23 protein-coding genes are annotated in these 26,328 nt (G+C 64.5%); 9 read left to right on the top strand and 14 right to left on the bottom strand.

What is annotated here, in order from left to right; genetic code table 11:
* Positions 1–14 precede the first annotated feature (14 nt).
* Positions 15–599: a DUF2147 domain-containing protein gene (locus tag J6497_RS30250; protein WP_225707896.1), complete on the bottom strand. Its 585-nt coding sequence runs from the start codon at positions 597–599 to the stop codon at positions 15–17.
* Between the two features lie 159 nt (positions 600–758).
* Positions 759–1,787, bottom strand: a complete 1,029-nt coding sequence (locus J6497_RS30255; RefSeq protein WP_225707897.1) for an NAD(P)/FAD-dependent oxidoreductase — start codon at positions 1,785–1,787, stop codon at positions 759–761.
* Positions 1,788–1,951: 164 nt separating this feature from the next.
* Here J6497_RS30255 and J6497_RS30260 point away from each other — a divergent pair, with 164 nt between their 5' ends.
* Positions 1,952–2,416 (top strand): acyl-CoA thioesterase, encoded by a 465-nt coding sequence (locus J6497_RS30260; protein ID WP_225707898.1) that lies wholly within the window; start codon positions 1,952–1,954, stop codon positions 2,414–2,416.
* On the opposite strand, the gene J6497_RS30265 is transcribed toward J6497_RS30260, so the two are convergent.
* The gene (locus tag J6497_RS30265) at positions 2,413–2,733 is read right to left on the bottom strand and encodes a 2Fe-2S iron-sulfur cluster-binding protein (protein WP_225707899.1); all 321 of its coding nucleotides are present in this window, start codon (positions 2,731–2,733) and stop codon (positions 2,413–2,415) included. The genes J6497_RS30260 and J6497_RS30265 overlap by 4 nt on opposite strands.
* 132 nt (positions 2,734–2,865) lie before the next feature.
* Positions 2,866–3,255: an Hpt domain-containing protein gene (locus J6497_RS30270; protein ID WP_225707900.1), complete on the bottom strand. Its 390-nt coding sequence runs from the start codon at positions 3,253–3,255 to the stop codon at positions 2,866–2,868.
* 389 nt (positions 3,256–3,644) lie between these two features.
* On the opposite strand from J6497_RS30270, the gene J6497_RS30275 reads away from it, so the two are divergent.
* The 3 genes from J6497_RS30275 to J6497_RS30285 all read left to right on the top strand — a co-directional run bounded on the left by J6497_RS30275 (position 3,645) and on the right by J6497_RS30285 (position 10,296).
* On the top strand, positions 3,645–9,392 hold the full coding sequence (locus J6497_RS30275; RefSeq protein ID WP_225707901.1) for an apolipoprotein A-IV repeat region-like domain-containing protein: 5,748 nt from the start codon (positions 3,645–3,647) through the stop codon (positions 9,390–9,392).
* Between the two features lie 167 nt (positions 9,393–9,559).
* The gene (locus J6497_RS30280; protein ID WP_225707902.1) at positions 9,560–9,862 is read left to right on the top strand and encodes a hypothetical protein; all 303 of its coding nucleotides are present in this window, start codon (positions 9,560–9,562) and stop codon (positions 9,860–9,862) included.
* Positions 9,859–10,296, top strand: a complete 438-nt coding sequence (locus tag J6497_RS30285; RefSeq protein WP_225707903.1) for a type II toxin-antitoxin system VapC family toxin — start codon at positions 9,859–9,861, stop codon at positions 10,294–10,296. Before J6497_RS30280 ends, J6497_RS30285 begins: the two co-directional genes overlap by 4 nt.
* Before the next feature lies 1 nt (position 10,297).
* Here the strand turns inward: J6497_RS30285 and J6497_RS30290 are convergent, their stop codons facing one another.
* The 3 genes from J6497_RS30290 to J6497_RS30300 form a co-directional block, all read right to left on the bottom strand.
* Positions 10,298–11,176, bottom strand: a complete 879-nt coding sequence (locus J6497_RS30290) for an MlaD family protein (RefSeq protein ID WP_225707904.1) — start codon at positions 11,174–11,176, stop codon at positions 10,298–10,300.
* Between the two features lie 117 nt (positions 11,177–11,293).
* Entirely contained in the window at positions 11,294–12,067 is a 774-nt protein-coding gene (locus J6497_RS30295) for an ABC transporter ATP-binding protein (protein ID WP_249793810.1), read from the bottom strand.
* Positions 12,068–12,069: 2 nt separating this feature from the next.
* A complete protein-coding gene (locus J6497_RS30300) occupies positions 12,070–13,203 on the bottom strand; it encodes an MlaE family ABC transporter permease (protein WP_225707936.1) in 1,134 nt (377 codons plus the stop codon).
* A 130-nt stretch (positions 13,204–13,333) separates the two neighbouring features.
* Between J6497_RS30300 and dgcA the strand changes: the two genes are divergently transcribed.
* On the top strand, positions 13,334–14,344 hold the full coding sequence (gene dgcA, locus J6497_RS30305; RefSeq protein WP_225707905.1) for an N-acetyl-D-Glu racemase DgcA: 1,011 nt from the start codon (positions 13,334–13,336) through the stop codon (positions 14,342–14,344).
* Here the strand turns inward: dgcA and J6497_RS30310 are convergent.
* The gene (locus J6497_RS30310) at positions 14,314–15,507 is read right to left on the bottom strand and encodes an MFS transporter (RefSeq protein ID WP_225707906.1); all 1,194 of its coding nucleotides are present in this window, start codon (positions 15,505–15,507) and stop codon (positions 14,314–14,316) included. The genes dgcA and J6497_RS30310 overlap by 31 nt on opposite strands.
* Positions 15,508–15,582: 75 nt before the next feature.
* On the opposite strand from J6497_RS30310, the gene J6497_RS30315 reads away from it, so the two are divergent.
* Positions 15,583–16,764, top strand: a complete 1,182-nt coding sequence (locus J6497_RS30315) for a hypothetical protein (protein ID WP_225707907.1) — start codon at positions 15,583–15,585, stop codon at positions 16,762–16,764.
* A 186-nt stretch (positions 16,765–16,950) separates the two neighbouring features.
* Positions 16,951–18,780 (top strand): metallophosphoesterase family protein, encoded by a 1,830-nt coding sequence (locus J6497_RS30320; RefSeq protein ID WP_225707908.1) that lies wholly within the window; start codon positions 16,951–16,953, stop codon positions 18,778–18,780.
* On the opposite strand, the gene J6497_RS30325 is transcribed toward J6497_RS30320, so the two are convergent.
* From J6497_RS30325 to thiD, 5 genes are all read right to left on the bottom strand, one after another.
* The gene (locus J6497_RS30325) at positions 18,777–19,817 is read right to left on the bottom strand and encodes an AI-2E family transporter (RefSeq protein WP_225707909.1); all 1,041 of its coding nucleotides are present in this window, start codon (positions 19,815–19,817) and stop codon (positions 18,777–18,779) included. The genes J6497_RS30320 and J6497_RS30325 overlap by 4 nt on opposite strands.
* Positions 19,818–20,003: 186 nt before the next feature.
* Positions 20,004–20,993 carry a threonine ammonia-lyase gene (locus tag J6497_RS30330; protein WP_225707910.1) on the bottom strand — a complete coding sequence of 330 codons (990 nt, stop codon included), beginning with the start codon at positions 20,991–20,993 and terminating at the stop codon, positions 20,004–20,006.
* 189 nt (positions 20,994–21,182) lie between these two features.
* The gene (locus tag J6497_RS30335; RefSeq protein ID WP_225707911.1) at positions 21,183–22,253 is read right to left on the bottom strand and encodes a glycosyltransferase family 4 protein; all 1,071 of its coding nucleotides are present in this window, start codon (positions 22,251–22,253) and stop codon (positions 21,183–21,185) included.
* Entirely contained in the window at positions 22,250–23,062 is an 813-nt protein-coding gene (locus J6497_RS30340; RefSeq protein ID WP_225707912.1) for a UDP-2,3-diacylglucosamine diphosphatase, read from the bottom strand. The genes J6497_RS30335 and J6497_RS30340 overlap by 4 nt, the downstream gene beginning before the upstream one ends.
* A gap of 309 nt (positions 23,063–23,371) precedes the next feature.
* The gene (thiD, locus tag J6497_RS30345; RefSeq protein ID WP_225707913.1) at positions 23,372–24,172 is read right to left on the bottom strand and encodes a bifunctional hydroxymethylpyrimidine kinase/phosphomethylpyrimidine kinase; all 801 of its coding nucleotides are present in this window, start codon (positions 24,170–24,172) and stop codon (positions 23,372–23,374) included.
* Positions 24,173–24,506: 334 nt separating this feature from the next.
* Between thiD and J6497_RS30350 the strand changes: the two genes are divergently transcribed.
* Positions 24,507–24,752 carry an Lrp/AsnC ligand binding domain-containing protein gene (locus J6497_RS30350; RefSeq protein ID WP_225707914.1) on the top strand — a complete coding sequence of 82 codons (246 nt, stop codon included), beginning with the start codon at positions 24,507–24,509 and terminating at the stop codon, positions 24,750–24,752.
* Positions 24,753–24,821: 69 nt separating this feature from the next.
* Positions 24,822–25,247: a VOC family protein gene (locus J6497_RS30355; RefSeq protein ID WP_225707915.1), complete on the top strand. Its 426-nt coding sequence runs from the start codon at positions 24,822–24,824 to the stop codon at positions 25,245–25,247.
* Positions 25,248–25,284: 37 nt separating this feature from the next.
* Here the strand turns inward: J6497_RS30355 and J6497_RS30360 are convergent, their stop codons facing one another.
* Positions 25,285–26,217, bottom strand: coding sequence for a c-type cytochrome (locus J6497_RS30360; RefSeq protein WP_225707916.1), 933 nt, complete (start codon positions 26,215–26,217; stop codon positions 25,285–25,287).
* Positions 26,218–26,328: the final 111 nt, after the last annotated feature.

Below are 26,328 nucleotides of genomic sequence, written 5' to 3' on the forward strand. Positions count from 1 at the left end.
TCGGTAGAGCAGCTCTAGCGCGTAGGCGCAGTGGACGGCACGTTCTTCTTCGCGGCCGCGGGCGGCGGCTTCATTGCGGCGGCCTGTGCCGGGAAATATTTCGCGACGATCCCCGGATCGAGCTGCGCGATCGCCGTATCAGGCAGGCGGTACCAAGTTTCGTCCTTGCCGAACAGCGAGATGCCGATATAGCCGCGCATCGTCAATTCCTTGCCGTCGGGACTGACGCTCATCTTGGCCTTGTAGATACTGCCGTCGCGCGGATCGAGCACGTTGCCTTCCTCATACTTCAATCCGCTGCGTTTCATATTGCGGATGAAGGGAATGCCCAATAGCGGCGCGTTCTTGCGGTCGTCGGTGCATTTCGAACAGACTTGGGTGACGGGCTCGCCGGGCCTCGGGAACGTCTTTGCCATGATGCCTTCGAAGACACCGTTATGGTCGACGAACAGCACCCATATCACAGGCCTGCCGTCCTCGACCTTCTGCCACAGACCTGCCGCCGACGGCTCCTGAGCCTGCGCCGGCAGTGCTGCCGCCAGCAGGAGCGCCATGATGATCGGCACTATCAGCCGAAATCGAAATCGCCAATTCCGCATTGTCGTCACCCGACTAATCCAGCGAAGGAATGATCGAAGACTACGGCCATTTCGCGGAAGGTTCCAGTGGCAGCGCGGAACGATGCAAATCGCCGCAGCGGCCGCCCCGCGGCCTGATGACATTTTGACTGAAATCAACCAATCCTACGTTGATTGGAATCAATTGACCCCGAGTTTCTTCTGCAGGCTCGACGACGACGTCGTGTACTGGAACACAAGCCGCTTGTCCGGATAGACATAGCGGTGTGCCTTCTGCGCCATCAGCGCGCCCTCGTGGAAGCCGGACAGGATCAGCTTCAGCTTGCCGGGATAGGTGTTGATATCGCCGATCGCGAAAATGCCAGGCACGTTGGTCTCGAAGGCGGCGGTGTCGACCGGAACCAGATTGTTCTCCAGCGTCACGCCCCAGTTGGCGACCGGACCGAGCTTCATCGTGAGCCCGAAGAACGGCAGCAAGGTGTCGCATTCGACCCTTGTCATGGCGTTGTCGTTGCCCTTCACCGTCGCCGCCGCAAGCTTGCCGCCCTCACCTTCGAGACTGGTGACCTGGCCGAGCTTCAGATCCATCTTGCCGTCGGCGACCAGCGCGCGCATCCGTTCGACGCTGTGGGGCGCGGCACGAAACTCGTCACGTCGATGCAGCAGCGTGATGCGCTTCGCGATCGGGTACAGGTTGAGGGTCCAGTCGAGCGCAGAATCCCCGCCGCCGACGATCAAGATGTTCCGGTCGCGGAACTGCTCCATTTTCCGCACGGCGTAAAACACCGAACTGCCTTCATAAGCTTCGATGCCCGGCACCGGCGGCCGCTTCGGCTGGAACGATCCGCCGCCGGCAGCGATCACCACCACCTTGCATTCGAACACGTTACCCGCATCGGTCTTCACGCGGAACGCGGGTTCGCCGATCTTCTCGATCGTCTCCACCATCTCGTTCAGATGGAAGGTCGGGTGGAACGGCTTGATCTGCTGGAGCAATGACTCCGTTAGCCCCTGCCCGGTGACGAGCGGAATGCCGGGAACGTCGTAGATCGGCTTCTCCGGATAGAGCTCGGCGCACTGGCCGCCGATCTTGTCGAGAATGTCGACCACATGCGCCTTCATGTCGAGGAGGCCCAGTTCGAACACGGCAAACAGTCCGCAGGGACCCGCGCCGATAATCAACACATCGGTTTTGATCGCTTCGCTCATATCCGCTTCTTTGTCAGTTGAGTACGAAATGGGAAGGCTGCGCCGGCCGAGCCAGGACGGCCAGATCGGGAACGCCATAATAGGGGCGGCAAGCGCCGCGGCAACCCCTTGCCGCAACGCGACAACTGGGCTGTAACTGGCCGAACCACGTGGAGATTGTGCAAGTGAATGCCCCGATCCGCTCCGACACCACGCTGCGCCTGGAAGACTATCCCTATCGTCTGTCAGACAATGTGCGCTTTGCCGACCTCGATCCCAATGGGCACGTCAACAATGCGGTCTATGCCAGCTATTTCGAGACCGGCCGCGTCACGCTGATGAAGGATCCCAGCATGGGATTGGTGCCGGAGGGGCTCGCCTGGATCATGGTGCGTCTCGATATTCATTTCCGCGCCGAACTGCATTGGCCCGGCACCATCGAACTCGGACTCGGCGTCGTGAAGTTCGGGCGAACCTCGGTGACGTTCGATCAGGTCGTGTTTTCGCAAGGTCGATGCGTGGCCTCGGCGCAGGCGGTGACGGTGCTGATCGATGAAACCACGCGCAAGCCGATCCCGCTGACGGATCAAGTAAAAGCTAATCTGCAGCCGTGGATCCGCCGCGGCTTTGATTTAGATCAATTGGATTAAGCCTGACGTTCCGGCGTCGTCACCACCAGCCCGTCGAGCTCGTCGGTAACCTTGATCTGACAGGACAGGCGCGAATTCGGCCGCACGTCGAAACCGAAATCCAGCATGTCCTCTTCCATCGGCGTGGGTGCGCCGACCTTCTCGCGCCAGGCCTCGTCGATATAGACATGGCAGGTCGCACAGGCGCAGGCGCCACCGCATTCGGCCTCGATGCCCGGAATGCCGTTGCGGATCGCGCCTTCCATCACGGTCGCGCCGTTCTCCACGTCGATGGTGCGTCTTTCCCCGGAATGGTCGACATAAGTTATCTTGGCCATGATCGCTCGTGCTGCCGGAATACGGATCTGGATGAGGTTGAGGTCCCTGGCAGTCCCTATAACGGGTCGATCCCGGGAGCGCCAGCGGCCGGGCCCCTCACGCAAAACCTTTTGACGTCAATTTGCTGCCGGTCAAATCCGCTTTGAAGGCTTGCCGAGTATCGCCTCGATCGCGTTCCGTGCCCGCGCGACCGCTTCGCTGAGCGCCGCCAGCGGCTCCGCCGGTTCGGCGCCGCTCATCAGGACGTGTTCCAGTCGGGCGGCGGCATCCGCGACAGCGAAAGCGCCGATCGCATGTGCCGATCCCTTCAGCTTGTGCGCCAATTCGCGCCCATCCCGCGGGAGGGCGGACAAGGCCCCGATCAGCCTGTCCGATTGCGCCACGAACAACGAAAGCACCTCGCGCTCGAGAGCGGCATCGCCGAGCGACATGCGCGCAAGATGTGCAAGATCGATCGGACCGTCGCCGGGGGCGAGCGGCGGCGAAGCGATCCATTGGGTCCGTTCGAGGTGACGCGGCATGCCTGATCCAGGAACTGGCGGCCGCTCGTTTTCGGTGGGGCCGTTTGGGCGTCAACCAATCACGGAAGTAGTTAACGGATCGTTGGCCGAATTTGCCTCAAATTTGCCCTTTTTCAGACAAAGTACCACCTCAATGGCCGTCGGCACGCGAGAATTTCGTGTAAGCATAAGGCCTTATGGCATAAAGCTGTTAACGATGATTAAGAATGTCTTAATCGCGGCCATTTCATTCGCATCGCTCAACCAATAGGATGTTTCCGGATGTAGCGGACAAGCGGCCGACGGGCGTGCTTGCGTACCGCTCTACGGGGACGGGACGGCTTGAGCTTGCGGGGGACGATGTTCGCAAGATCGCCGACGCGTATTAGTTGAGAGGGCTCAGACTTAACATGGCGAACAATCCCAAGAAGGTGAAAGATCCGACCGAAGTCGCGCTGTCTGCCATTCAGGAGGCTCTGAACATCGGCGAGAACAGTGCCGAGCCCAACCGCGATGTGACCAGTACCAGTAGCGGCGAAGTCGCGGCGCCCGCGCTTCCTGCTGCGACGCCCTTCCCCGAAACTCCGTTCGAGACGCGTCCGAGCGGCGAGCGATCGGCGTTCGAGCCGATCGAGGAGCAGCGCGGCCCCCGGCGCGCCGCCAATGACGATCGCGAGGCAATCGGACAGCTCCTGCAGGCGCTGCAGAAGGGCAGCCCCGCCCGCAACGTCTACACCTTTGCATCGATCTTCACCGGCGTCTGGCTGGTCGGCTGCGGCCTGCTCACGGTGAGCTTCCTGTCCTCGCTGCAGGCCGCCATCGGCCAGAGCGGCGGCGTGCTGGTGCTCGCGGGCCTCGTCTGCCTGTTCCTGGCGCCGGTGCTGCTGTTCTACTTCCTCGCGAGCCTCGCCTGGCGCGGCCAGGAGATGCGGATGATCGCGCAATCGATGGCGCAGGTCGCGATCCGCTTCTCCGAGCCCGAGGGGGCGGCGAGCGATTCCATGGTCACGGTCGGACAGGCGATCCGTCGCGAGGTCGCGGCCATGGGTGACGGCATCGAGCGCGCGATCGCGCGCGCCGGCGAGCTCGAGACGCTGGTTGCCAACGAGGTGGCGGCGCTGGAGCGCGCCTATTCCGACAACGAGGTGCGCATCCGCGCGCTACTGCAGGACATCGCGCACCAGCGCGACAATCTGGTCGGACAGGCCGAGCAGGTGCGCAGCGCCATTTCCGGCGTGCAGATCGATCTGCGCCACGACATCGCACTGATCTCGGACGCGATCGCCTCGCGCGTCGACGAAGTCGCCAAGAGCATCACCGGCGCGCTGGAAGAGCGTGGCGCCCACATCACCCAGGCGCTCAGCCATGCCGGCGACAACATGATCCTCGCGCTCGGCGAGCGCGGCGGCGACCTGCTCGACCGGCTCGAGGAAGCCAGCTCCGAGACCACGCGCGCCGTGCTCGATGCCTCCGAGCGGCTGACGAGCAGCCTCAATTTCAAGACCGGCCACGTTCACGACGAATTCGTCGATCTCGCCGACCGCGTCCATGAGATGCTGAACGAGCGCATCGACCGCATCACCGGCGAATTCGAGCAGCGCGCCGTGAGCGTTGTCGAGGGCATCTCCGAGCGCACCGAACAGGCGCACGATTCGCTGAAGAATTCCTCCGACTCGCTCCTGCTCGAGCTCGAGCTGCGCAGCGGCGACCTTGTCGGCAAGATCGACGAGGCCGGCAATCGGCTAGCCAATCACATTCTCAGCTCCGGCGACAAGGCGGGCGAAGTGCTCGACGTCACCGTCAATTCCCTGGTCGCCAAGATGGTGAGCCAGGCCGAAACCGCGCACGACTCGCTTTCGCTGCAGATGAGCGCCTACGACGAGCTGGTGAAAAACCAGGGCGCGGAGCTGGCCGAGAAGTTCGCCCGCGACTCCGGCACGCTCGGCGCGCTGATCACCCGCCACATCGCGGAATTCGACCGCACCGTGAAAATGTTTGGCGGCGAGATCGTCGAGCGCATGGGCCAGCGCACCGAGGACATCGCGAGCACGCTGAAGAACTATGTCGACAATTTCGACGCCCGCCTCACCTCCAACAGCGGCGAGATCACGGTGACCCTCGACCGGCGCCTGCTGCAGTTCGAGACCACCCTTGGCGATCGCGTCACCAGCCTCGACTCGTCGCTGGACAGCAAGCTGACCACGTTCGACAGCTCGCTGGAGAACCGGCTCGGCACGCTCAACGCCTCGCTCGAGACCCACCTTGGCTTCCTCGACAACTCGCTTGATGGCCGCCTCAAGTGGCTCGACGAATCGATCGAAGGCCGCCTGAAGTCGCTCGAACAGACCTTCGACACCCAGGCCAGCTCGGTCACGCAGACGATCGATGGCCGGCTCGGCATGCTCACGACCTCGCTGACCGACGGCGCTGCACAGGCGATCCAGTCGATCGACTCTCGCCTCGGCCTGCTCACCTCCTCGCTCACCGACGGCACGGCGCAGGCGATCGAGGCGCTCGATCGCCGCATCGCCAGCGTCACCGAAACCGTGGACGGCCGCAGCGCGCATCTGACCGACACCATTTCGGCCCGGTTCCTGGAAATCCACCAGGGCATCGAGACCCGCGTTGGCGCCATCGCCGGCGACATCGACACCCGCGTGGCGCAGTTCGAGGACCTGCTCGGCTCGCGCGTCGAGGCGGTCGCGGGCCGCATCGAAAGCAGCGGACGCCAGGCCAGCGACGAGCTGATGGCGCGCGCTGAGCTGCTCTCCTCCGGCATCAAGTCGCATGTCGAGGACGCCGAGCGCTCGCTTACCAATCTCGTGGTCAACACCAGCGAGACTATCCAGACCGGCGCGCGCACCGCCCAGCAGGCGCTGCTCACCGTCTCCTCCGACGTCGGCGCACAGCTCAAGCTCACCGCCGGCGAGGTGGAGACCGCGCTGACCGCGGTCGGCGCCGGTGCCGCGGGTTCGATCCTGTCGAGCGCCCGCGACGCCCAGGCTTCGCTGATGGCGGCCACAGGCGAGGTCGCCTCGCAGGTCAAGGCGCTGTCGGCCGATGTCGAACGCACCCTGCAAGCGGCAGGCAGTGCGACGGCGGCCTCGATGCTGTCGGGCGCGCGCGAAGCCCAGACCGCCCTCGTCAGCGCCTCCACCGACGCAACGAGCCAGGTCAGGTCGCTTGTCACGGACGTCGAGCGTTCCCTGTCATTGGTGGGCAGCGCGACGGCGGAAGCCATCACGGCCGGTGCGCGGGAGGCACAGAACGCATTGGTCACCGTGTCGACCGACGTCACCGGTCAGGTCAGGGCTCTTGTCGGCGACCTCGAACATTCTCTCTCGATCACGGGCGCCGCGACCGCGGAAGCCATCACGGCCGGTGCGCGGGACGCCCAGAACGCATTGGTCACCGTGTCGACCGACGTCACCGGTCAGGTCAAGGCCCTTGTCGGCGACCTCGAACATTCTCTCTCGATCGCAGGCGCCACGACCGCGGAAGCCATTACCGCCGGAGCTCGCGAGGCGCAGAGCACCTTGATCACGGTCTCCACCGACGTCACCGGACAGGTGAAGGCGCTCGTGGTCGATGTGGAGCGCTCGTTGACGGCTGCAGGCACATCGACCGCCGAGTCCGTCGTTACCAGCGCCCGTGAGGCGCAGACCACCCTCGTGTCGGCCTCGACCGAGGCGGCAAACCTGGTGCGAACGCTCACCGCCGACGTGCAGGGCTCGCTGACGCTGGCCGGCACCAGCACGGCCGAGACCATCACTGCCGGCGCGCGCGAGGCCCAGAACACGCTGGTTGCCGCGTCCACTGAAGCTGCAAACAGCGTCACGACGCTGGCCGCCGACATGCAGCGCTCGCTCTCCATGGCGGGCGCGGCCACAGCGGAATCGATCACCTCAGGCGCCCGCGAGGTTCAGAGCACGCTGCTTACCGCCTCGTCGGAGGCAGCCAGCCACGTCAAGTCGCTGGCGATCGACATCGAGCGGACGCTGACCGCGGTTGGCGCGGACACCGCTGCAGCCATCCTGAGCAGCGCGCGCGAGGCGCAGACCTCGTTCGCGTCAACCTCCGCCGATGCGGCAAATCAGATCCAGGCCATCTCGTCCCAGATCGAGCGCTCGCTTGCGGCCGTCACGGCGAACACCACCGACACGATCCAGACCTCGGCGCAGAACGCGCAGAGCTCGCTGGTTGCCGCCGCCAACGAGGCCTCCTCGAAGGTCAAGACGACGTCCGCCGACATCGAGCGCTCGGTGCTCGCCGCCTCCAGCCAGTTCGGCTCGACCATGACCGGCAAGACCGACGAGATCGTCACCTATGTGCAGCAGCAGGCCGAGCGGCTGGCACAGATGGTTGACACAAGGCGCGGCACGCTGGTGGAAGCGCTCACCAACAAGAGCGCACAGCTCGCCACCGACATCGACCGCGCCACCGCGGACGCGCTGAAGTCGATCGAGATGCGCGGCCATACCTTCGCGCAAACGATGTCGACCCACGGCGCCGAAGTCGCGCGCAACATCACCTCTGCCGGCGATCTTGCGACCGGCGCGGTGGCGAAGTCGCTCAAGGATCTCGAGCACTCCTCGCGCGCGGCAATCGACCAGTCGCGCCAGGTCTCGATTGCCGCCGTCACCGAGATGCAGGAGACCAGCAAGATCCTGCGCACGGATACGGTCGCGCTGTTCGAGCGGCTGCGCGAGGGCAACATCCTGCTGCAGGAAGTTCTCACCGGCGCCCACGACAACCTCAACTCGCTCGAGCGCGCGCTGGTGACCCGCGTCGCCGACTTCGTGTCGGCGATGAACGACGTCACCTCGCGTAACGGCGTTGCGACCCAGACACTGGAAGACCAGCTCACCGTGTTCAACAGCAAGACCCAGAAGGCGCTGGAGGACCTCGGCGAGCTGTCGACCCAGTTTGACACCCACGGCCGCGCGCTGGTCGAAGCCGCCGCGCTGGTGGAGCAGAGCAACCACAACACGACAGCCTCGATCGCCGAACGCAAGGCGACGCTGGAATCGCTGGTCACCACCATCGACCTGCGCACCACGGATCTCGACCAGCGGCTGTCGCGCTTCACCAGCCTGCTCGATGAATCGCTCGCCGCGGCCGAGGAGCGCGCCCGCGACATCGCCCGCGTGGTGGCGGAGACGGCCGGCGCCGGCTCGGCGGCGATCAGCCGCCAGTTCGAGGCCGTACGCGCCGCCGCCGAGAACGAGCGGCAGCAGACGCTCGAGGCCATGAACGACCTGTACCAGCAGAGCAACCATGAAACGGATGCGATGTTCAAGGAATCGACGGAGAAATTCTCCGCAATGGTACAGGCCATGAAGCAGATGGCGGCCGAGATGCACAACGAGCTCGAGGCCACCCGCAACGAGCTGCGCCGCGGCGTGCTCGAGATGCCGCAGGAGGCCTCGGAGAACACCGCGCAGATGCGCAAGGTGATCGTCGACCAGATCGAGGCGCTGGCCGAGCTCAACCGCATCGTGGCGCAGCATGGCCGCGGGCTCGACGTCGCGACCAGCAACCGGGCCAGCGTGCAGCGCCAGGAGGAGACCGTAATGGTCGCTGCCGCCGGCGGTCGCGGAAACGATGTCCGCACGCGCGACTATGGCAGCGCATCGACCCTGCCGCCGCCGGACCTCGGCGTGCCGGCGTCGACCTCGCGCCGCGCCGAGGCGCCGCCGGTCAGCCCGGCGACCCCGGACAATGGCCGTGACGGATGGTTGTCAGACCTGCTCAACCGCAGCGAGAGCCCTGCCCCCGCGCCCCGCGAAGCGCCGCGGCCCCGTCCGCAGGCCGCCGCCGCCAATCCGCTGGAATCGCTGTCGCTCGACATCGGCCGGCTGATGGACCGCAATCTCGCAGCAGAGATGTGGGATCGCTACCAGCGCGGCGAGAACAAGGCGTTCAGCAAACGGCTCTACACGCCGGCCGGCCAAAAGGCCTTCGACGAGGTCGCCCGCAAGTACCGCTCCGACCGCGGCTTCAAGCAGACGGTCGACCGCTACATCGCGGAGTTCGAGCGGCTGCTCGACGAAGTCGCCCGCGACGACCGCGGCCCACAGACGCTGCGCAACCATCTGACCTCGGAGACGGGGCTGGTGTACACGCTGCTCGCGCATGCCGCGGGACGGCTGGGGTAAGACGCGAATAGCGAGTGGTGAATAGCGAATGGAGAAACGGAGGCCGAAAGCCTCCGTTTCTTTTTGGTACTGTTCGATTGGCTTCCAATCGAGCCCATGACGATACCTTGCAGTTGGAGAATATCTGGATATATATCCAGATATTCTCCAACCGGAGGAACACAAACATGGGAAACACCGCGCAAAAAAAAGCGCTGCGGAACTACCGGTCTCGCCTGGTCAAGCGCGGCATGGCGCGATTTGAGGTTCTTGGCCTCGGTGCCGATCGCGACCTGATCCGTTCTCTGGCAAGACGCCTTGCCACAGGCGATGCCGATTCCGCGCAAATCCGGGCCACGCTCAGCCAGGCGATTGCTGGTGAGCCGCGGAAGAAAGGCGGAATCCTCGCCGCTCTGCGGCGCTCGCCGCTGGTCGGTGTCGACCTTAATCTTGCCCGCTCGCGTGAAACAGGGCGCAAGGTCGACATGTGACGCGCTATCTCCTCGACACCAACATCATCAGCAACATCACGAAGCCCGCTCCATCGGCAGCCCTCATGGCATGGATGGCCGAACAAGCCGACGAGGACCTGTTCATTTCGGCGCTGACCGTTGGAGAAATCCGGCGCGGGCTGCTGGAGAAGCCGAAAGGAAAGAAGCGTGCGTTGCTGGAGACGTGGTTCAACAGCCCCGAGGGACCGCAAGCACTTTTCGCGGGCCGCGTGCTGTCCTTCGACGAAAGGGCAAGTCTTGTCTGGGCGCGTCTCATGGCGGATGGCACTGCCGCCGGTCGGCCAAAGAGCGCGCTCGACATGATCATCGCAGCGATCGCAGAGGCCAACGATTGCATCGTCGTCACCGACAACGAGAAAGATTTCGCCGGGCTGAAAATCTTCAATCCGCTTCGCGCTGCACGCGCCAGCTAGATCACTGCCGCCGCCGCTCCGGCCCCACCGCCCTTGGCGGAGCCGGCGGTTCGGATGCGTTGCTGTTGCTGCTGCTACCGGCGCCAAACAGGAGCCGGGTCGGGTTGCGGTCGAGGTTGTTCACGGCCCGGCTGATGTCGCCAAGCGTCCTGCGGCCGTCGGCCATCAGTGCGCCGGAGCGCTTGTCGAAATCTTCGGCGAGTTCGCGGATCGATTTCACCATGGCGGCCAGCTCGCCGCCGCGATCGCCGCCGGCGATGCTGTTGAGGCCGAGCATGAGGTTGTCGGCCTTGCCCATCACGCCGTCGACCCTCAGCATCACGTTGTCGATCTTCTCCGAATTGCGCGCGAGCGCCGCGGTGAAGGTTTCGAGATTGCGCAACGAGTTCTTCACCGACTCCTGATTGTCGGCGACAAGCCGGTTGACGTTCTGCAGCGTGGCGCGGATCGCCTCGGTGACGTCCTGCAGCGCGCGGGGATCGGCCGTCAGCACGGGGATGCCGTCCTCGTCGAGCGGCACCGGAGGTGCCGTCTCCTCGCCGCCCTTCAGCGAGATGGCGGCAACGCCGGTGAGCCCCTGGAATTCGAGGCCGACCAGGGTGTCTTTCCGGATCGGCGCATTGTTCTCGACCATCGCAAATGCGACCACGCGACGCGGATTGTCGAGCCTTACGGAGATGACCTCCCCTATCCTGATACCATTGAAATTGACGTTACCACCATTGCGCAAGCCGGAGGCCGGACCTTCGAAGATCACCCGCAAAGGGCTGCGCTGCTTGGTGGTATGCAGGCTCTGGAACCAGAGCACAAAGCCGAACGCAGCCGCGATCACCGCCAGCGTGAAGGCGCCGATCAGGACATAGTTCGCCCGGGTTTCCATCGATTGCTCCAGCTACTCGTCCAAGCTCAGGCTCCGCCGCAGCGATGCCGTCACTGATCCCTCTTCCTCGCGCATGATCTTGTCCGAAAACCGGTTTCCACCTGTCACGATCATGCGCTAGCCGATGACGGCGCGGGCGCGTTTGCCATGGAAATACTGCCGCAGCCAAGGGTGCTGCGAGGCCTGCATGTCGGCGATCGATCCTGTGGCAATGATCTTACCGTTCCCTAAAACGGCGATACGGTCGCACGCCGTATATAGGCTGTCGAGGTCGTGGGTTACCATGAAAACGGTCAACCCCAAAGTGCGCTGCAGGGTGCGCACCAGTTCGTCGAACTCGCCGGCGCCGATCGGGTCCAGCCCCGAGGTCGGCTCGTCCAGGAACACGAGTTCGGGATCGAGCGCGAGCGCGCGCGCCAGCGCCACGCGCTTGATCATGCCGCCGGAAAGTTCGGAAGGGTAGCGGTCGGCGACCTCGGGCTTCAGCCCGACCATCACGAGTTTCGCCACCATGATTTCGTCCAGCAGCCGCTGCGAGACACTCAGATATTCGCGCACCGGAAACTGGATGTTCTGCCGCACGGTGAGCGAGGAGAACAGCGCGCCCTGCTGGAACAGGACGCCCCAGCGCCGTTCGACCCGGCGCCGTTCGCTGGAGCTGGCGGCATCGAGATCGATGCCGAACACCTCGATACGTCCCGACACTTTCGGCACCAGCCCGATGATAGTGCGCGTCAGCACCGACTTGCCGGCGCCGGAGGGGCCGACGAAGCCCAGGATCTCGCCGCGCTTCACATCGAGGTCGAGGCGGTCGAGCACGCGGGTCTTGCCGAACTGCACCGTGATGTCGCGCACGCGGATGATGGCGTCGGAAACGGGCTGCACCACCATGATCACATCCCGATCGACGCGAAGAAGATCGCGAACACGCCGTCCATCACGATGACGAAGAAGATGCCCTTCACCACTGATGATGTCGTGTGCTGGCCGAGCGATTCCGCGCTGCCCTGCACTGCGAGCCCCTCGACGCAGGCGACGATGCCGATCACCGCCGCCATCACCGGCGCCTTGACCATTCCGACGATGAAATGATCGATCGAGATGGCATCGCGCAGCCGCAACAGGAATGCTTCCGGATCGACGCCGCCATAGAGCCAGGCGACGAGGCCGCCGCCATAGAGCGCGGCCATGGCGCCCAGAAAGGCAAGGATCGGCAGCGCCAGTACCAGCGCCAGCATGCGCGGCAACACCAGCACCTCGATCGGATCGAACCCCATGGTGCGCAGCGCGTCGATCTCCTCGCGCATCTTCATCGAACCGAGCTCGGCGGTGTAGGCGCTGCCCGAGCGGCCCGCCACCATGATGGCGACAAGCAGCACGCCGATCTCGCGCAGCACCAGCACGCCGAGCATGTCGACCACGAAGATGTCGGCGCCGAACCTGCGGAAGTGGAAAATGCCCTGCTGCGAGATGATACAACCGATCAGGAAGGTGATCAGCACCACGATCGGCACCGCGCGCCAGCACACCTGCTCCAGATGGTGGATGGTCGAGGTCAGGCGGAACGAGCGTGGGCGGACCAGGACATGCCCGCTCGCGGCAAGCACGGCGCCGAGCATGTCGACCAATCCGATGACCGTGCCGCCGATGCCGACCACGGTGCGGCCGATCTGGTCGAGCATCGCGGTGAGCGAGACCGGGCTGGCTTCGACCTCCGGCGTCTCCTTCACCTGCCGCACCTCGTCGACCAGGCTCGAATAGTTTTCCGAGAGGCCCGCGATGATCGCCTCGCCGCCACCATGGCTCAGGCTGCGCCTGAGACGCTCGATCAGCCAGGCGCCGAAGGTGTCGAGCTTGGAGACCTGGGAGACGTCGATGAAGATGTCGGGACGGGTGCCGCGGAGTTTTTCGGCATCGGCCACCATCCGCTCCAGCACCGGCGCAAAACGGGCCGTCCACGGCCCCACGGCGCACAAGGCAAGGCCGTTGCCTTGTGCTATCCGTTTTAGTGTCGGGTCGCCGTTCAAAATGCCCACCCCAGGCTGGTTGGCTCGTTCGAGTATTCGAACGCCGCATTGCCTTGTAGAATCTGGCGCTAACCAGCCATACTTGGTAGCGCCTCGCAAGCGCACGGTTCAGAAATTGCGAGATTTTGAAATGACTTCCAGCCGATCCGCGCCGCCTGTGCAACAGCTTGCCGCCTTTGTCGAGCGCTGGCCGATCGCGGGCGCCTTCACCATCAGCCGGGGCGCCAAGACCGAAGCCGTCACCGTCGTGGCCGAGGTCAGCCTGGATGGGCTGACCGGACGCGGCGAATGTGTGCCCTATCCGCGCTATGGCGAGACGCCGGAAGCCACACTTGCGGCGATCCAGGCGATGCAGGAGCCGCTTGCGGCCGGGATAGACCGGCGGCGGGCCCTGCAGGCGCAAATGCCGCCAGGCGCGGCCCGCAACGCGCTGGACTGCGCCCTGTGGGACCTCGAGGCCAAGCGCACCGGCAATCGGATCTGGAACCTGCTCGGACGGGGCGCACCAGCCCCCTGCACTACCGCCTATACGATCTCGCTGGGGACGCCGGAGGCGATGGCGGAAGCGACCGCCAAGGCCGCGCACCGGCCGCTGCTCAAGATCAAGCTCGGCGGCGACCGCGATGGCGAGCGCATCAAGGCGGTACGAAGGGCGGCGCCGAACACCGAACTGATCGTCGACGCCAATGAGGCCTGGACGGCGGGCAACCTCGCCGACAACCTCGCCGCCTGCGCGGACGCCGGCGTCACGCTGGTGGAGCAGCCCCTGCCGGCCGGCAAGGACGCGGCGCTGGCTGAGATCAAGCGGCCACTTGCCGTCTGCGCCGATGAAAGCGTGCATGCGCGCGCCTCGCTGGAGGGGCTCCGCGACCGCTACGACGCGGTCAACATCAAGCTCGACAAGACCGGCGGCCTGACCGAGGCGCTGGCGATGGCGGATGCGGCGCAGGCGCTTGGCTTCGGCATCATGGTCGGCTGCATGGTCGCGACCTCGCTCGCCATGGCGCCTGCGATGCTGCTCGCGCCGCAGGCCCGTTTCGTCGATCTCGACGGCCCCTTGTTGCTCGCGCGCGACCGCGACCACGGGCTGCGTTACGATGGCAGCATCGTCTATCCGCCGGAGGCGGCGCTCTGGGGATGATGGAGGTCACGCCGCCCCAGCCACATGATGAGCGCGCCTGACGCTGCCATCGCGGCCATCAGGTAATAGATGCCCTGGCCGTAGCGCGCATAGAGCAGACCGCAGAGGATCGAGGTACCGCTCGAGACGATGCCGGCGCAAGCGGCAAGATAGCCCTGCCCGCGTGCTATCATGTGTCCAGGCACCTGATGCACCAAAAGCCCCATGGTGCCGACCTGTGTCAGGCCGAAGGTCAGGCCGTGCGTGAGCTGCACGGCCGCGAGGATCGAAAGCGGTGGCTCCAGTGCGGTGATCACCCACCGCGCGACCCCGGCCAGCGCGCCGATCACGACCAGCATCGCCGAGGGCAACGTGAAGCGTGGCGACACCGCAAACAGCACGATCTCGGCGAACACGCCAAGCGACCACAGCGCCGCGATGGTGAGCCCGCCGAGGCCGGCCTGCTTCCAGACGATGGAGGCAAAGATGTAATAGGCGACATGGCTGCCCTGGATCAGGGCGGAGGCCGCGATGATGGCAAGGAAGCCGCGATCACGCAGCAGCGCGCCGCCACCGCGCTGACTGGTCTCGGCCCTCCTTGCGACCTCGAGCGGCCGCAGGCCCAGGCTAACGAGCGCGCTGACGCCCGCGACGGCAGTGATGATCCAGATCAGGTGCTCCGCCGCGACGGCATCGAGCAGCAACCCGCACAAGAGCGCGCCGACCACGAAGGCGGCCGAACCCCACAGCCGCAGCGGGCCATAGCTCAGTCCATAATGCGTCACGCCGCGGAGCGCATAGGCGTCGGTGAGCGGTGTCGTCGGCGTCCACAGGCAGCAGGTGACGACAAAGACCAGGAGCACCGGCAGCGCCTGGTGCTGGGTGCCGACCAGGGCAAATCCGAGCGCGGTCGCGGCTGCCGTGATCGTGATGGCGGCACGCACCGTCTGCCGCCGCTCGGCAAGGGACGTGATCAGCGGCAGCACGGTGAAGCGGGTCACCGCGGGCACCGCCGTGATGATGCCGATCCAGGACGCCTCGATCCCGACCGCCTTCAGCCAGACCGGGAAGAACGGCAGGTAGGTGCCGAGCATCCCGAACATGGTGCCGTAAAAGGCTCCGAGGCGAGCCGCGAATCGCTTAGCCTCCGCTTGCGCTAGGGCGGTTTGTGATTCGTAATTCATCAATCCAATTGCGATTCGCGTGATATCGTGGTGTTCGTTATCGCAGCGCGCCGCAATTTGCGCGACGAGATTTGCATGGCCAACGAAGCATTCGCCCTTTCGCCGATCACAGCCCGCCCGGTGCAGCCGGGCGAGGAGGATTACCACGCGATCAGCGAAGCCTTCATGGAGACGTCGCGCGGCCGCTGGTTCCTCGCCGAATTTGCCAAGCGCAACCGCAATGCCGACACCCGCCTGGTGCTGGATGCTGTGGCGAGGCTCGAGGAAAGCCTTGCCGCCCAGAAGCAGGCGGTCGAACCCGATCCGGGACCGGCGGTCGCTGAGGCCATCGCTGCGATTCGCGACGCGGTGGAGGCTGCGCAGGCGTCTGCGGCCGAAGCGCTCGACGGCCTGGCGCTGGAGCAGAAGCTCGCCCCGGTGCGCAAGGGCGCGCGGGTGATCCGCGAGATCGCGTGGCGGCTGCGCGAGATCGGCAATGACGGACGCATCTGCGACCTCATCGATTCCCAGGTCGCCGCGATCGAGAATGGCGCCGCTCAGATCTCACCCGAGGAGGCGAAGGCCGCGCTGGATGCCGCCTTCGCCCCGATCGTGCAACGCCTCGCCCAGTTCTCCGAATCCGGCGAGGCGCCCGCGCCGAGCGCCGAAGCACCGGTGCCCCCTTCGCCTGCACCGGAGAGCCCCGCGGACGAGCGCTCCCTTCACACGGTAGAGGTCGAAGCGCCACCGGAGGCGCCGACCACCATGGAGACAGTCGCCGCACCTCCCGAGCCCGAAGCCACGGAAGAGACCATCACCGTCGCGGACGCCGCGCTCGCCGTCGCCGAGGCGGCGCTGGCGGAGGCCGAAGCCATCGAGCTTGCTCGCGCCACCGAGGAAGCTGCCGCTGCTGCCGACGCCCATGACGAGGCCGTGCTCGATATAATCGCGATGGAGATGGGCGCGTCCGATCCGTTCGAGGTCGAGGTCGCCACGGCAACGATCGCCCAGGAGCCGCCGCCGATCAAACAGGAAGCACCGCCCGCGCCGGAAATCGTGCCACAGGCGCCTGGGCTTGCCGCCGCGCTGCCCGAACCGCAGGCCGAGGTTCCACCTGAGCCGAGTTTCGTCGCGCCGCCGGAACCGCCGGTCGAAATCTCGCTCGGCTCCACTATTATTGCGAGCGGCATCATCAAGAAGCCCACCGCCGCCGCCAATGATCCGCTCGCGCCGATCCGCCGCATGAGCCAGGCCGAGAAGATCGCGTTCTTCTCGTAAGCGCGAGTACCGCTGCGCGAGGAGACTCGCGCAGCGGCCGATGTCTCGTTACAAGACCTGTGGTAAAATAAGGCAGCACAGACGTTCGCGCCTGCTAGCGTTCATGCACGTTGGGCCACTGCTGCGAATGAAGCGGCGCTGTGCGAAGTCCATCCTGGCGACAGGTGCAAGCGGCGGACCCATGTCATGACGCGGTCGACATCGGCGGACGAACCGGAGAGCATTCAGCGCCGCCTGCTGCTTGATCCACGCCACGGCGACGTCGAAGACGATGCGGCCAGCCCCGGACAGCGTTCGCTGCTCGCGATCGCCGGCAGCCTGCTGGTCGAGATCAGCCTGCCGAAGCTCCTGTTCGCGTGGACGGCGTTGCTGCTGCTGCCGGCGGTGCTGCTCGGCCTCGCGCCGCTCGTGGCTTCAGCCTGGCTGTCGATCTTATCCGAACAGATCCTGATGCTGACGGAAATTGGCGCGGCATTGCTGCTGCTCGCAATCGTCGCGTTGGGATGGTTCGGCTGGCGGCCGCTGCTCCGGATCGTCGAGACCAGTTTCTGGTCGCTCAACGCGCTTGCGGTGCAGCCGAGCTATGCGTTCTGCCGCGAGGCACTGCGGCACGTGACGGAACGGATCTGGCGTAACGGCCTGACCCCCGCTTTGCGCATGCGGCTGCGGCGCGCGTGTTCGCTCGGCGCCGGCATCCTGCTCAGCGCAGGCGCGGGATTGACCGCCATCCTGGTTTGGCCGGCCTCACAATGGACTGCCGGCCTGATCGATCTGGCCCTGAGCCATCATCTCGTGATGACGACGCTGGCCAACGCCGTCGTGCTCGTGTGCTGCTATCTCGCGGCTGCATCGTTGGCCTGGGGTTTTGCGGATGCCAGCATGGATCAACCGGCCGATCTTGCCGCGTTCGATATTCCTCGATCGGATGCCCGCATCTGGCGCGTTGCACATCTGTCAGATCTCCATGTCGTCGGCGAGCGATACGGCTTCCGCATCGAATGCGGGCGCGCGGGCCCGCGCGGCAATGAGCGCCTCGCCTCCCTGCTCGCGCGTCTCGCCGCCATTCATGCAGCCGATCCGCTCGATCACGTGCTTGTCAGCGGCGATATGACGGACGCAGGGCGTGCAAGCGAGTGGGCCGAGTTCCTCGAGCAATTATCAAAGCACCCTGATCTTGCCGAGCGCATGATCATGCTGCCGGGCAATCATGACGTGAACATCGTCGATCGGGCCAACCCGGCCCGGCTCGACTTGCCGTTCAGCCCCGGCAAGCGGCTGAGGCAAATGCGGACCATGTCGGCGATATCGGCCATTCAGGGCGATCGGGTGCGCATCGTCGACCATTCTGGGAAACTCGCAGCCACGCTGGACGAGTACCTCACGCCGCATCGCCAGCGGATCGTTGCGTTCGCGGATGGCGGCGGCCTGCGTCGCGCCGCCAAGCTTCGCCGGCTGTATGAGGACCAGTTCCCGATCATCCTGCCTCCAGACCAGCAAGAAGGCCTCGGCATAGCCATCCTCGACTCCAATGCGGAAACCCACTTCTCCTTTACCAACGCGCTCGGGCTGGTCTCGATCGAGCAGGTGCGGCGGCTGGAGGCCGCCATGGGCTATTTTCCGAAGGCACGCTGGATCGTCGCGCTGCACCACCACCTCGCGGAATATCCCATCCCGACGACGAAGTTCTCTGAGCGCATTGGAACGGCATTGATCAATGGAAGCTGGTTTGTCCGCAGACTGCAAGCCTTTGCCGACCGCGTCGTGGTGATGCACGGTCACCGCCACCTCGATTGGATCGGTGCGTGCGGCGCATTAAAGATCATCTCCGCCCCATCGCCGGTGATGAACGCCGCCGATGATGCGCCAACCCATTTCTACATCCACAGGCTGGCCAGCGGCCCTGACGGGACGCTCTGCCTTGCCGAGCCCGAAAAGGTGGAGATTGCGGGCAATCAGAGCGCTTTCGAGCGAAGCGGACCGCGCTTCGAAGAAAATACGTCAAGAACAACAATCTAGCGCTTCGCGGGCTTGCTATCGGCAGGTCCCCCGAGCAGCTCGGCGAGCCAGCGCGTCGACGGGTGCTCGGCACAGAAGGTGAGAAGCGCCAGCGTGATCGGCACACCGATGAAGGTGCCGAACAGACCCCACAGGAAGGTCCAGAAGAAGATCGCGAACAGCACGATGAACGGCGATATCGATAGCGTGGTGCCGGCGACGCGCGGCTCGACATAGCTGCCGACCACGAACTGGATGATGTTGAGGCAGGCGAAGACACCGAATACCGCTGGCCAGCTCTCGAATGTAGTCATGGCAAGCAGCGTGGGAAACAGCGTGGCGATGAACGGACCGATGAAAGGGATGTAGTTGAGCACGAAGGCGATCACGCCCCACTCGAATGCGAATGGCAATCCGGTGACGCCGGCGAAAAGGCCGACCAGAAGGCCCGTGACGGCGCTCATCTGCGTGCGCACCAGCAGATATTTCCGGAATTTGGCCGCGGTCGCCGCACTGCCATTGAGCAACACGCGCGCCGCATTGACGCTCTCCAACCTGTCGATTCTTCGCCTGGCGTCCTCGACTTCGAGCAATCCCAGCACGACGTAGACGAGCGCGATCAGCCAAAAGCTCAGCGTGGTGTTGACGCGGCCGGTGACGTATTGCGTGGCGCGCAGCAGCCAGCCGACGTTGAAGTGCTCGGCCCAGAGGCTCGCGACCTCTATGCCATGGCCATCGAGCCACACCACGGCCCGTTCATAGAATGTCTGATAGCGCGCCGCATCGGCGACGAGGAAGTGGCCGACGCGGCCAAAGCCCCATGCCGCCAGCGACGCGAAGCCAAGGCAGACCGTCACTGTGACGAGCATGGTGATCGCGAGCGCCGCGAGTTTTGGCATCCACGACTGCAGCCATTTCTGCGCCGGCCAGACGATCGCGATAATGAAGAGCGCCACAGCCAGCGGCGCCAGCACGCTGCTCGCCTGGCTTGCTGCCGCGCAGACGAGCACCGCGGCGATGATGACGGTTGCAACCTTCTGCCCGGAGCCGTCCGCCATCCTGGAATCCTCCGACCTTGCACAATCAAAGATTGTCAGCTGCTTCAATCCGCCGCAAGGGCGGTCAGCCGATCGATGGGTCAGGGCCAGGGATTTCGACGCCGTTCATGCGCTGGTTGCGCAGACGCCAAAAGGTTTGAGGGCGGAGCATCGATGCTCCGCCATCAAATGGTTTCGAAGCTGTATTCAGGCCACCAGCTTGGCGAACAGGTCTGCGTCGACATTGCCCCCGGAGAGAACGATGACGACGTTCTTTCCCTTGGCGTCGATGCGGCCGGCGAGCAGGGCGGCAAGACCAACAGCGCCGCCGGGCTCGACCACCAGCTTCAACTCGCGATAGGCGAACGCGACAGCGGCGGCGACTTCCTCATCGGAGGCCGACACGCCGCGCGCGAGCAGCTTGCTGTTGATCGCGAAGGTCAACTCGCCCGGCATCGCGGCCATCAGCGCGTCGCAGATGGTGCGGGCGGCGGCAGAATGCGGCTCGCGATGTCCGACCTGCAGCGATAGCGCGTGGTCGTCATAGCCCTTCGGCTCGGCGACGATCACCTGGGCTTGCGGGAATTGGGATTTCACGGCGGTCGCGACGCCCGCGATCAGTCCGCCGCCGGAGGCCGGCGCCACCACGATGTCGGGCGTAAGCCCAAGCGCGGTCATGTCTTCGGCGATTTCGCGGCCCGCGGTGCCCTGCCCCGCGATCACGAAGGGATCGTCATAGGGACGCACCAGGGTCGCGCCACGCTTGCTTGCGATGCCATTGGCGATTGCCTCGCGATCCTCGCGGTCGCGGTCATAAAGCACGACTTCGGCGCCATAGGACTTGGTACGCTCGCGCTTGGTGGCCGGCGAATCCGCAGGCATCACGATGGTTGCCTGCATGTTGAGGATCTTCGCCGCCGCGGCCACGCCCTGGGCATGATTGCCGGAGGAGAATGCGACGACCCCGCCGCCGCGCTGTGCCTGCGGGATCGACGACAGCTTGTTGAAGGCGCCGCGGAACTTGAACGAGCCGGTCCGCTGCAGCATTTCCGGCTTCAGGAAAACCTTGGTCCCGGCGCGCTCGTTGAGGACGGGAAAGGACAGAAGCGGCGTGCGCACCGCAAACGGCGCGACCACCTTCGCGGCAGCTTCGATATCGGCCGCGGCGACGGGTGGATTTGCGATGATTTCGGTCATCCGCGATTTGTAACGCGGCCGCGGACAGGCCGGCAAGACGCTTCTATGTGATGGGATTTCCTTCACCTCCCCCGCTTGCGGGGGAGGTCGGCGCGAAGCGCCGGGTGGGGGGCTTTCTCCCCTCAATGGACAGCGTGACTCGCGGAGAGACCCCCACCCCCGCCCTCCCCCGCAAGCGGGAGAGGGAGCTCACGCCGCGAAATGCGGGTCCTCGGCCACGAATTCGGCCGCCTCGCTCTCTGGCGCCGATTCAGGCTCGACTGGCCGGAGATTGAGGGCGTGGTCGATAAAGACGCGCGCCGAGGCTTGCCAGGTGTGGCGCGCCGCGAAGTCGACGCAGGCCCGCGCCGGGATGCTGAGCGCCTCCAGGCAGGCCCCGCGGAGATCGTCCTTCAACACGCCCACCGGCGCGTTGCCGATCACGTCACGCGGACCGACCACCGGGAAAGCGGCGACTGGCAGGCCGCTGGCCAGCGCCTCCAGCAGCACCAGGCCGAAGGTGTCAGTCTTGCTCGGGAAGACGAACACGTCGGCGGCGGCATAAATGCGCGCCAGTTCCTCGCCGTGCCGCGCGCCCAGGAAAACGGCATCACGATATTTCCGCTCCAGTCCCGGCCGCGCCGGCCCGTCTCCGACAACGACCTTGGTGCCGGGCAGATCGAGGTCGAGGAAGGCTTCCAGATTCTTCTCGACTGCCACCCGTCCGACGCTCAGGAAAACCGGCGCCGGAAGACACAGGTCGGCATGGCGCGGATGGAACAGCGCAGTATCGACGCCGCGCGACCACAGCACCACGTTGCGAAAACCGCGCGAGCGCAGTTCCGCGGCGAGCGCCGGCGTCGCCGCCATCACTGCCTGGCTCGGCCGGTGGAACCAGCGCAACAGCCGCCAGATCCAGCTCTCCGGGATTGGCGAGCGTGCCGCGACGTAGTCGGGAAAACGGGTGTGAAAGCTCGTGGTGAACGGCAGGCCGCGCTTGCGGCAATAGCGGCGCACCAACAGCCCGATCGGCCCCTCGGTGGCGATGTGGATGCTGTCAGGCTTGTCCTGCTCGATCAGCGCTGCAATCGCGGCCGGATGCGGCAACGCCAGCCTGAGGTCGCGATAGCTCGGCATCGCGAAGGTGCGGAACGATTGCGGTGTGAGAAAAGCGATCTCAACGCCGAGGCCCTTTGCCGCCTCTGCCATCATGGTCAGCGTCCGAACGACCCCATTGACCTGGGGATGCCATGCATCGGTCGCGACCAGGATTCTTGTCATGCAGCGCGCGCCGTGACCCGTGGCACCGGTGCGATGCGCCGGGCCGGATCCGTCCACGTGATGATCTCGAAGCGGCCGTCCTCATGCTCGGCGAGCGCGGTGCAGCTCTCCACCCAGTCGCCGCAATTCATGTAGCGGATGCCGTGCTCGTCGCGGATGGTCGCATAGTGAATGTGGCCGCAGATCACGCCGTCGCAGCCATGGCGACGCGCTTCGCTCGCGAGCGTGGTTTCGAACGCGCCGATATAGTTGACCGCCTTCTTGACCTTCAGCTTCGCCCACTGCGACAGCGACCAATAGGGCACGCCGAACATGCGGCGGAAGAAGTTGACGAAGCGATTCATCTGGATCGCGAAGTCGTAGGCCTTGTCGCCGAGATGAGCGAGCCAGCGCGCATTCTGCACCACGAGATCGAAGATATCGCCGTGGATCACGAGATAGCGCTTGCCGTCGACGCCGGTGTGGATGGTGTTCTCCATTACGTCGATGCCGCCGAAATGCGTGCCGTAGTATTTGCGCAGGAACTCGTCGTGATTGCCGGGGATGTAGATGACCTTGGCACCCTTGCGTGCCTTGCGCAGCATCTTCTGCACGAAGTCGTTGTGGGTCTGGGGCCAGTACCAGCTCGACTTCAGTGCCCAACCGTCGACGATATCGCCAACCAGGTAGATCGTGTCGGCGTCGTGAGAGCGCAGGAAATCCAGCAATCGGTCGGCTTGCGACCCACGGGCTCCGAGATGGACATCGGAGATAAACAACGTGCGAAAGCGCCGCTCGGGGCTCTCTTCACTGAAAGAGTCGCTTCCCATACCTGTGCACCTAACAAATCCCTGTGACAGGGCGATGACGATTCGTCGCAGCCAACGGTCCCACCAGAATCAGCGATGCGCCCTTCTGAGATGCGGATAACAGCGCGATGCGACAATCAGGCGACACCAGGGACCGTGGATCTACGGAACGCATCTCAACGTCGTCTCGGGCTTGACCCGGGACCCCACAACCACAGGATGCGGTGGTGAGAGTCAGACGTCGGCTCAGCTTCACTTCAAATAACCGTTCGTGGTTATGGGGCGCGGCTCAAGGCCGGGACGACGTCGAAATCAATCTTGGGACGTCGTCTAATAAAACCTGTGAAAATGATGCACCGGCCCGTGACCATGGCCGACGGTGAAACGATCGGCGGCTTCGATCGCGGCGCTGATCCAGCGCTTCGCGTTGCGCACCGCTGACGCCATGTCCTCGCCCTTGGCAAGCTCGGCTGCGATCGCCGAGGACAATGAGCAGCCGGTGCCATGGGTGTTTGCGGTATTGATGCGCGGCGCTGAGAGCACGATCGTAGAATCGGCAGCGACGAGATAGTCGGTGCTCTCGCTGCCCTGCCCGTGCCCGCCCTTGATCAGCACCGCCTGACAGCCGAGCGCAAGCAGCCGCCTGCCCTGGCGCTCGATGGCGGCTTCATCTGAGGCCATCGATTCGTCGAGCAGTGCTGCGGCTTCCGGCAGGTTCGGGGTGATCAACGAGGCAAGCGGGATCAGTTTCGTGCGTAGCGCATCGACCGCTTCCGCGGCAAGCAGGCGATCGCCCGACGTTGCAACCATCACCGGGTCGAACACGACGTACTTCGGCGACCAGCGCTTGAGCCCGGTCGCGATCGCATCGATGATCGAGAGCTCCGCCACCATGCCGATCTTGACCGCGCCGACAGCGAGATCCGAGAACACCGCATCGATCTGCGCGGTGACGAACTCGGCCGGCACCTGATGGATGCCACGCACACCCATCGTGTTCTGGGCGGTCAGCGCCGTGATGACGGACGCGCCGTAGACGCCGAGCGCGGCAAAGGTCTTCAAATCCGCCTGGATGCCAGCGCCACCAGAGGAATCCGAACCGGCAATGGTAAGCGCGATCGGCGTCGTCATCGAGGAGCTACCGCGCAGTAGACGATCATGGGTTGTCCTGAAGTTTGATGATCTCTTCTCGAATCGAGCGGCGACCTCGACTTCACCTCGCTCCGCTTGCGGGGAGAGGTCGAAATTCAAGCGGAGCTTGAATTTCGGGTGAGGGGGAGCCTCCGCGAGTCCGTCTGTCACCGCGTCCGCGGAGAGAGCCCCTCACCCCAACCCTCTCCCCGTAAGAACGGCGAGAGGGAGAAATCTTGCTTTAGCGCCGCCGGCCAAAGTCGGCAAGCTGGCTTGCCATCGCACCCCGAATTTGGCTCTATGGGCTGGCTACCCTGCCCCGGAGACAATAGCGATGGTTCCCTTCTTCATCCAGATCAAGTGCAAGCTCGGCCAGTCCTACGCCGTCGCCAATGCGCTGGCGGAAGCCGAGATCGCTTCCGAGATCTACTCCACCGCGGGCGATTACGATCTCCTGGTGAAGTTCTACGTCGACAAGGACACCGACATCGGCCATTTCGTCAACGAGAAGGTGCAGGTCATCCCGGGCATCCAGGACACCCATACCATCATCACCTTCAAGGCGTTCGGGGCCACCTAGTTCGGTCTTGAAAAATGAATTCGGTTACCGATCGATTGCGGGCCATGCGAGAGCCGGAAGGACCCGTCAATGAAGGGCCCGCCGAACGAACGGAATCCGCGCGGTGGCTCGGCTTTTCGAGCCATTCAAGCGATTGACTATACGGTCATTTTTGCCCGTGACATGGTAGCGATGCGTGACTTCTACGAACGCGTCCTTGGCTTTCCGCTGCTACGAGAGCTTTCTCCACGTTGGATCGAATATCGGATAGGCAACAATACCCTGGCCTTGGCTAAGCCGAGCCGAACCGCGGCAGATGCCCCCACGCCGAATGGCAGCGCCTCGCTTCAACTGGCCTTCAAGGTCTCCGCTGCCGAGGTTGATCAGTGCGCCGACGAACTCGTGCGGCAGGGCGTCACGCTGCTCTCCCCGCCTACTGACCAGGTCTTTGGACATCGCACACTGTTCTTCCGTGATCCAGATGGAAATCTGCTCGAAGTGTTTGCGGACGTCTAGTTGTTGTTGGGCCGACCGGATACTAAGAGTTTTGACGCTAACCTGATCCGGCGGCTTTCCGCTTTGGCCGCGTGGGACCCTCGACCGGCGCCAGCGATTTGAGATAATCCGCCATCGCGGCGCGGTCGTCATCCGACAATTGCGACGTGTTCTTGATCACGCGCGCCATCAACCCGCTGGCGCTGTCGCCCTCCGGCAGTTCGCCGGTCTTCAGGAAATAAGCAAAATCCTTCACGCTCCAGTCTCCGAGATTCTTTTGCGTGATGTTGGGCACCCAACCCTTGCCTTCCGGGTTCGGTCCGCCGGCAAAGCGCTGCGCGCTTATGATGCCGCCCAGGAAATTGCGCGGACTGTGGCATTCCGCGCAATGGCCGAAACTGTTCACGAGATAGGCTCCGCGATTCCATTGCGCGGAGCGCGTCGGATCGGGCGTGAACGGCTTGCCGTCCATGAACAGGAATTTCCAAACGCCGATATTGCGGCGGATGTTGAAGGGAAACGGCACGTCGTGATCGCGCACCTTGCCGGCGACCGGCGGCAGTGTCTTGATGAAGGCGAAGAGATCGCGGACATCCTCGATCTTCCCATGCCGGTAGGACGTGTAGGGAAACGCCGGGAAGAAGTGAGTGTCGTCCGGCGAAGTCCCTTTCATGACCGCAGTGACGAAATCGGCCTCGCTCCATCGGCCGATGCCGTCATTGGGATCGGGCGAGATGTTCGGCACATAGAACGTGCCGAACGGTGACGGGATCGCGAGCCCGCCGCCGAGCCGGGTGCGATCGGGCTGGTCGGGCACGGCATGGCAGGACGAGCATCCGCCCGCGTTGAAGACTCTTGCGCCGTTGCCGATGTCAGGCTGATAGGCGGGCAGCAAACTGGCGGCGATGGTCTCAGGTGTGGTCAACCGCCAATAGACGCCGCCGGCGACAATGCCGGCGAGGATGACTGCAGGGACTATTCGTCGCAACATGGTCCGACCCGTGATTGACTGCGGCCAATATGGTGAGAATTTTGCTCATGCGCTTGCTCGAAATTTTTCGTGCTCGCAGCGATCTTGGGAATAAAACGAACAGGCCGTTGT

The organism is Bradyrhizobium cenepequi (assembly GCF_020329485.1).
Taxonomy (GTDB): domain Bacteria; phylum Pseudomonadota; class Alphaproteobacteria; order Rhizobiales; family Xanthobacteraceae; genus Bradyrhizobium; species Bradyrhizobium cenepequi.

Excerpts from the sequence above, each read along its gene's own strand:
- J6497_RS30250 (WP_225707896.1), bottom strand. The coding sequence starts at position 599 with ATGCGGAATTGGCGATTTCGATTTCGGCTGATAGTGCCGATCATCATG.
- J6497_RS30255 (WP_225707897.1), bottom strand. The coding sequence starts at position 1,787 with ATGAGCGAAGCGATCAAAACCGATGTGTTGATTATCGGCGCGGGTCCC.
- J6497_RS30265 (WP_225707899.1), bottom strand. The coding sequence starts at position 2,733 with ATGGCCAAGATAACTTATGTCGACCATTCCGGGGAAAGACGCACCATC.
- J6497_RS30270 (WP_225707900.1), bottom strand. The coding sequence starts at position 3,255 with ATGCCGCGTCACCTCGAACGGACCCAATGGATCGCTTCGCCGCCGCTC.
- J6497_RS30275 (WP_225707901.1), top strand. The coding sequence starts at position 3,645 with ATGGCGAACAATCCCAAGAAGGTGAAAGATCCGACCGAAGTCGCGCTG.
- J6497_RS30280 (WP_225707902.1), top strand. The coding sequence starts at position 9,560 with ATGGGAAACACCGCGCAAAAAAAAGCGCTGCGGAACTACCGGTCTCGC.
- J6497_RS30290 (WP_225707904.1), bottom strand. The coding sequence starts at position 11,176 with ATGGAAACCCGGGCGAACTATGTCCTGATCGGCGCCTTCACGCTGGCG.
- J6497_RS30295 (WP_249793810.1), bottom strand. The coding sequence starts at position 12,067 with ATGGTGGTGCAGCCCGTTTCCGACGCCATCATCCGCGTGCGCGACATC.
- dgcA (WP_225707905.1), top strand. The coding sequence starts at position 13,334 with ATGACTTCCAGCCGATCCGCGCCGCCTGTGCAACAGCTTGCCGCCTTT.
- J6497_RS30310 (WP_225707906.1), bottom strand. The coding sequence starts at position 15,507 with ATGAATTACGAATCACAAACCGCCCTAGCGCAAGCGGAGGCTAAGCGA.
- J6497_RS30315 (WP_225707907.1), top strand. The coding sequence starts at position 15,583 with ATGGCCAACGAAGCATTCGCCCTTTCGCCGATCACAGCCCGCCCGGTG.
- J6497_RS30320 (WP_225707908.1), top strand. The coding sequence starts at position 16,951 with ATGACGCGGTCGACATCGGCGGACGAACCGGAGAGCATTCAGCGCCGC.
- J6497_RS30325 (WP_225707909.1), bottom strand. The coding sequence starts at position 19,817 with ATGGCGGACGGCTCCGGGCAGAAGGTTGCAACCGTCATCATCGCCGCG.
- J6497_RS30330 (WP_225707910.1), bottom strand. The coding sequence starts at position 20,993 with ATGACCGAAATCATCGCAAATCCACCCGTCGCCGCGGCCGATATCGAA.
- J6497_RS30335 (WP_225707911.1), bottom strand. The coding sequence starts at position 22,253 with ATGACAAGAATCCTGGTCGCGACCGATGCATGGCATCCCCAGGTCAAT.
- J6497_RS30340 (WP_225707912.1), bottom strand. The coding sequence starts at position 23,062 with ATGGGAAGCGACTCTTTCAGTGAAGAGAGCCCCGAGCGGCGCTTTCGC.
- thiD (WP_225707913.1), bottom strand. The coding sequence starts at position 24,172 with ATGACGACGCCGATCGCGCTTACCATTGCCGGTTCGGATTCCTCTGGT.
- J6497_RS30350 (WP_225707914.1), top strand. The coding sequence starts at position 24,507 with ATGGTTCCCTTCTTCATCCAGATCAAGTGCAAGCTCGGCCAGTCCTAC.
- J6497_RS30355 (WP_225707915.1), top strand. The coding sequence starts at position 24,822 with ATGAAGGGCCCGCCGAACGAACGGAATCCGCGCGGTGGCTCGGCTTTT.
- J6497_RS30360 (WP_225707916.1), bottom strand. The coding sequence starts at position 26,217 with ATGTTGCGACGAATAGTCCCTGCAGTCATCCTCGCCGGCATTGTCGCC.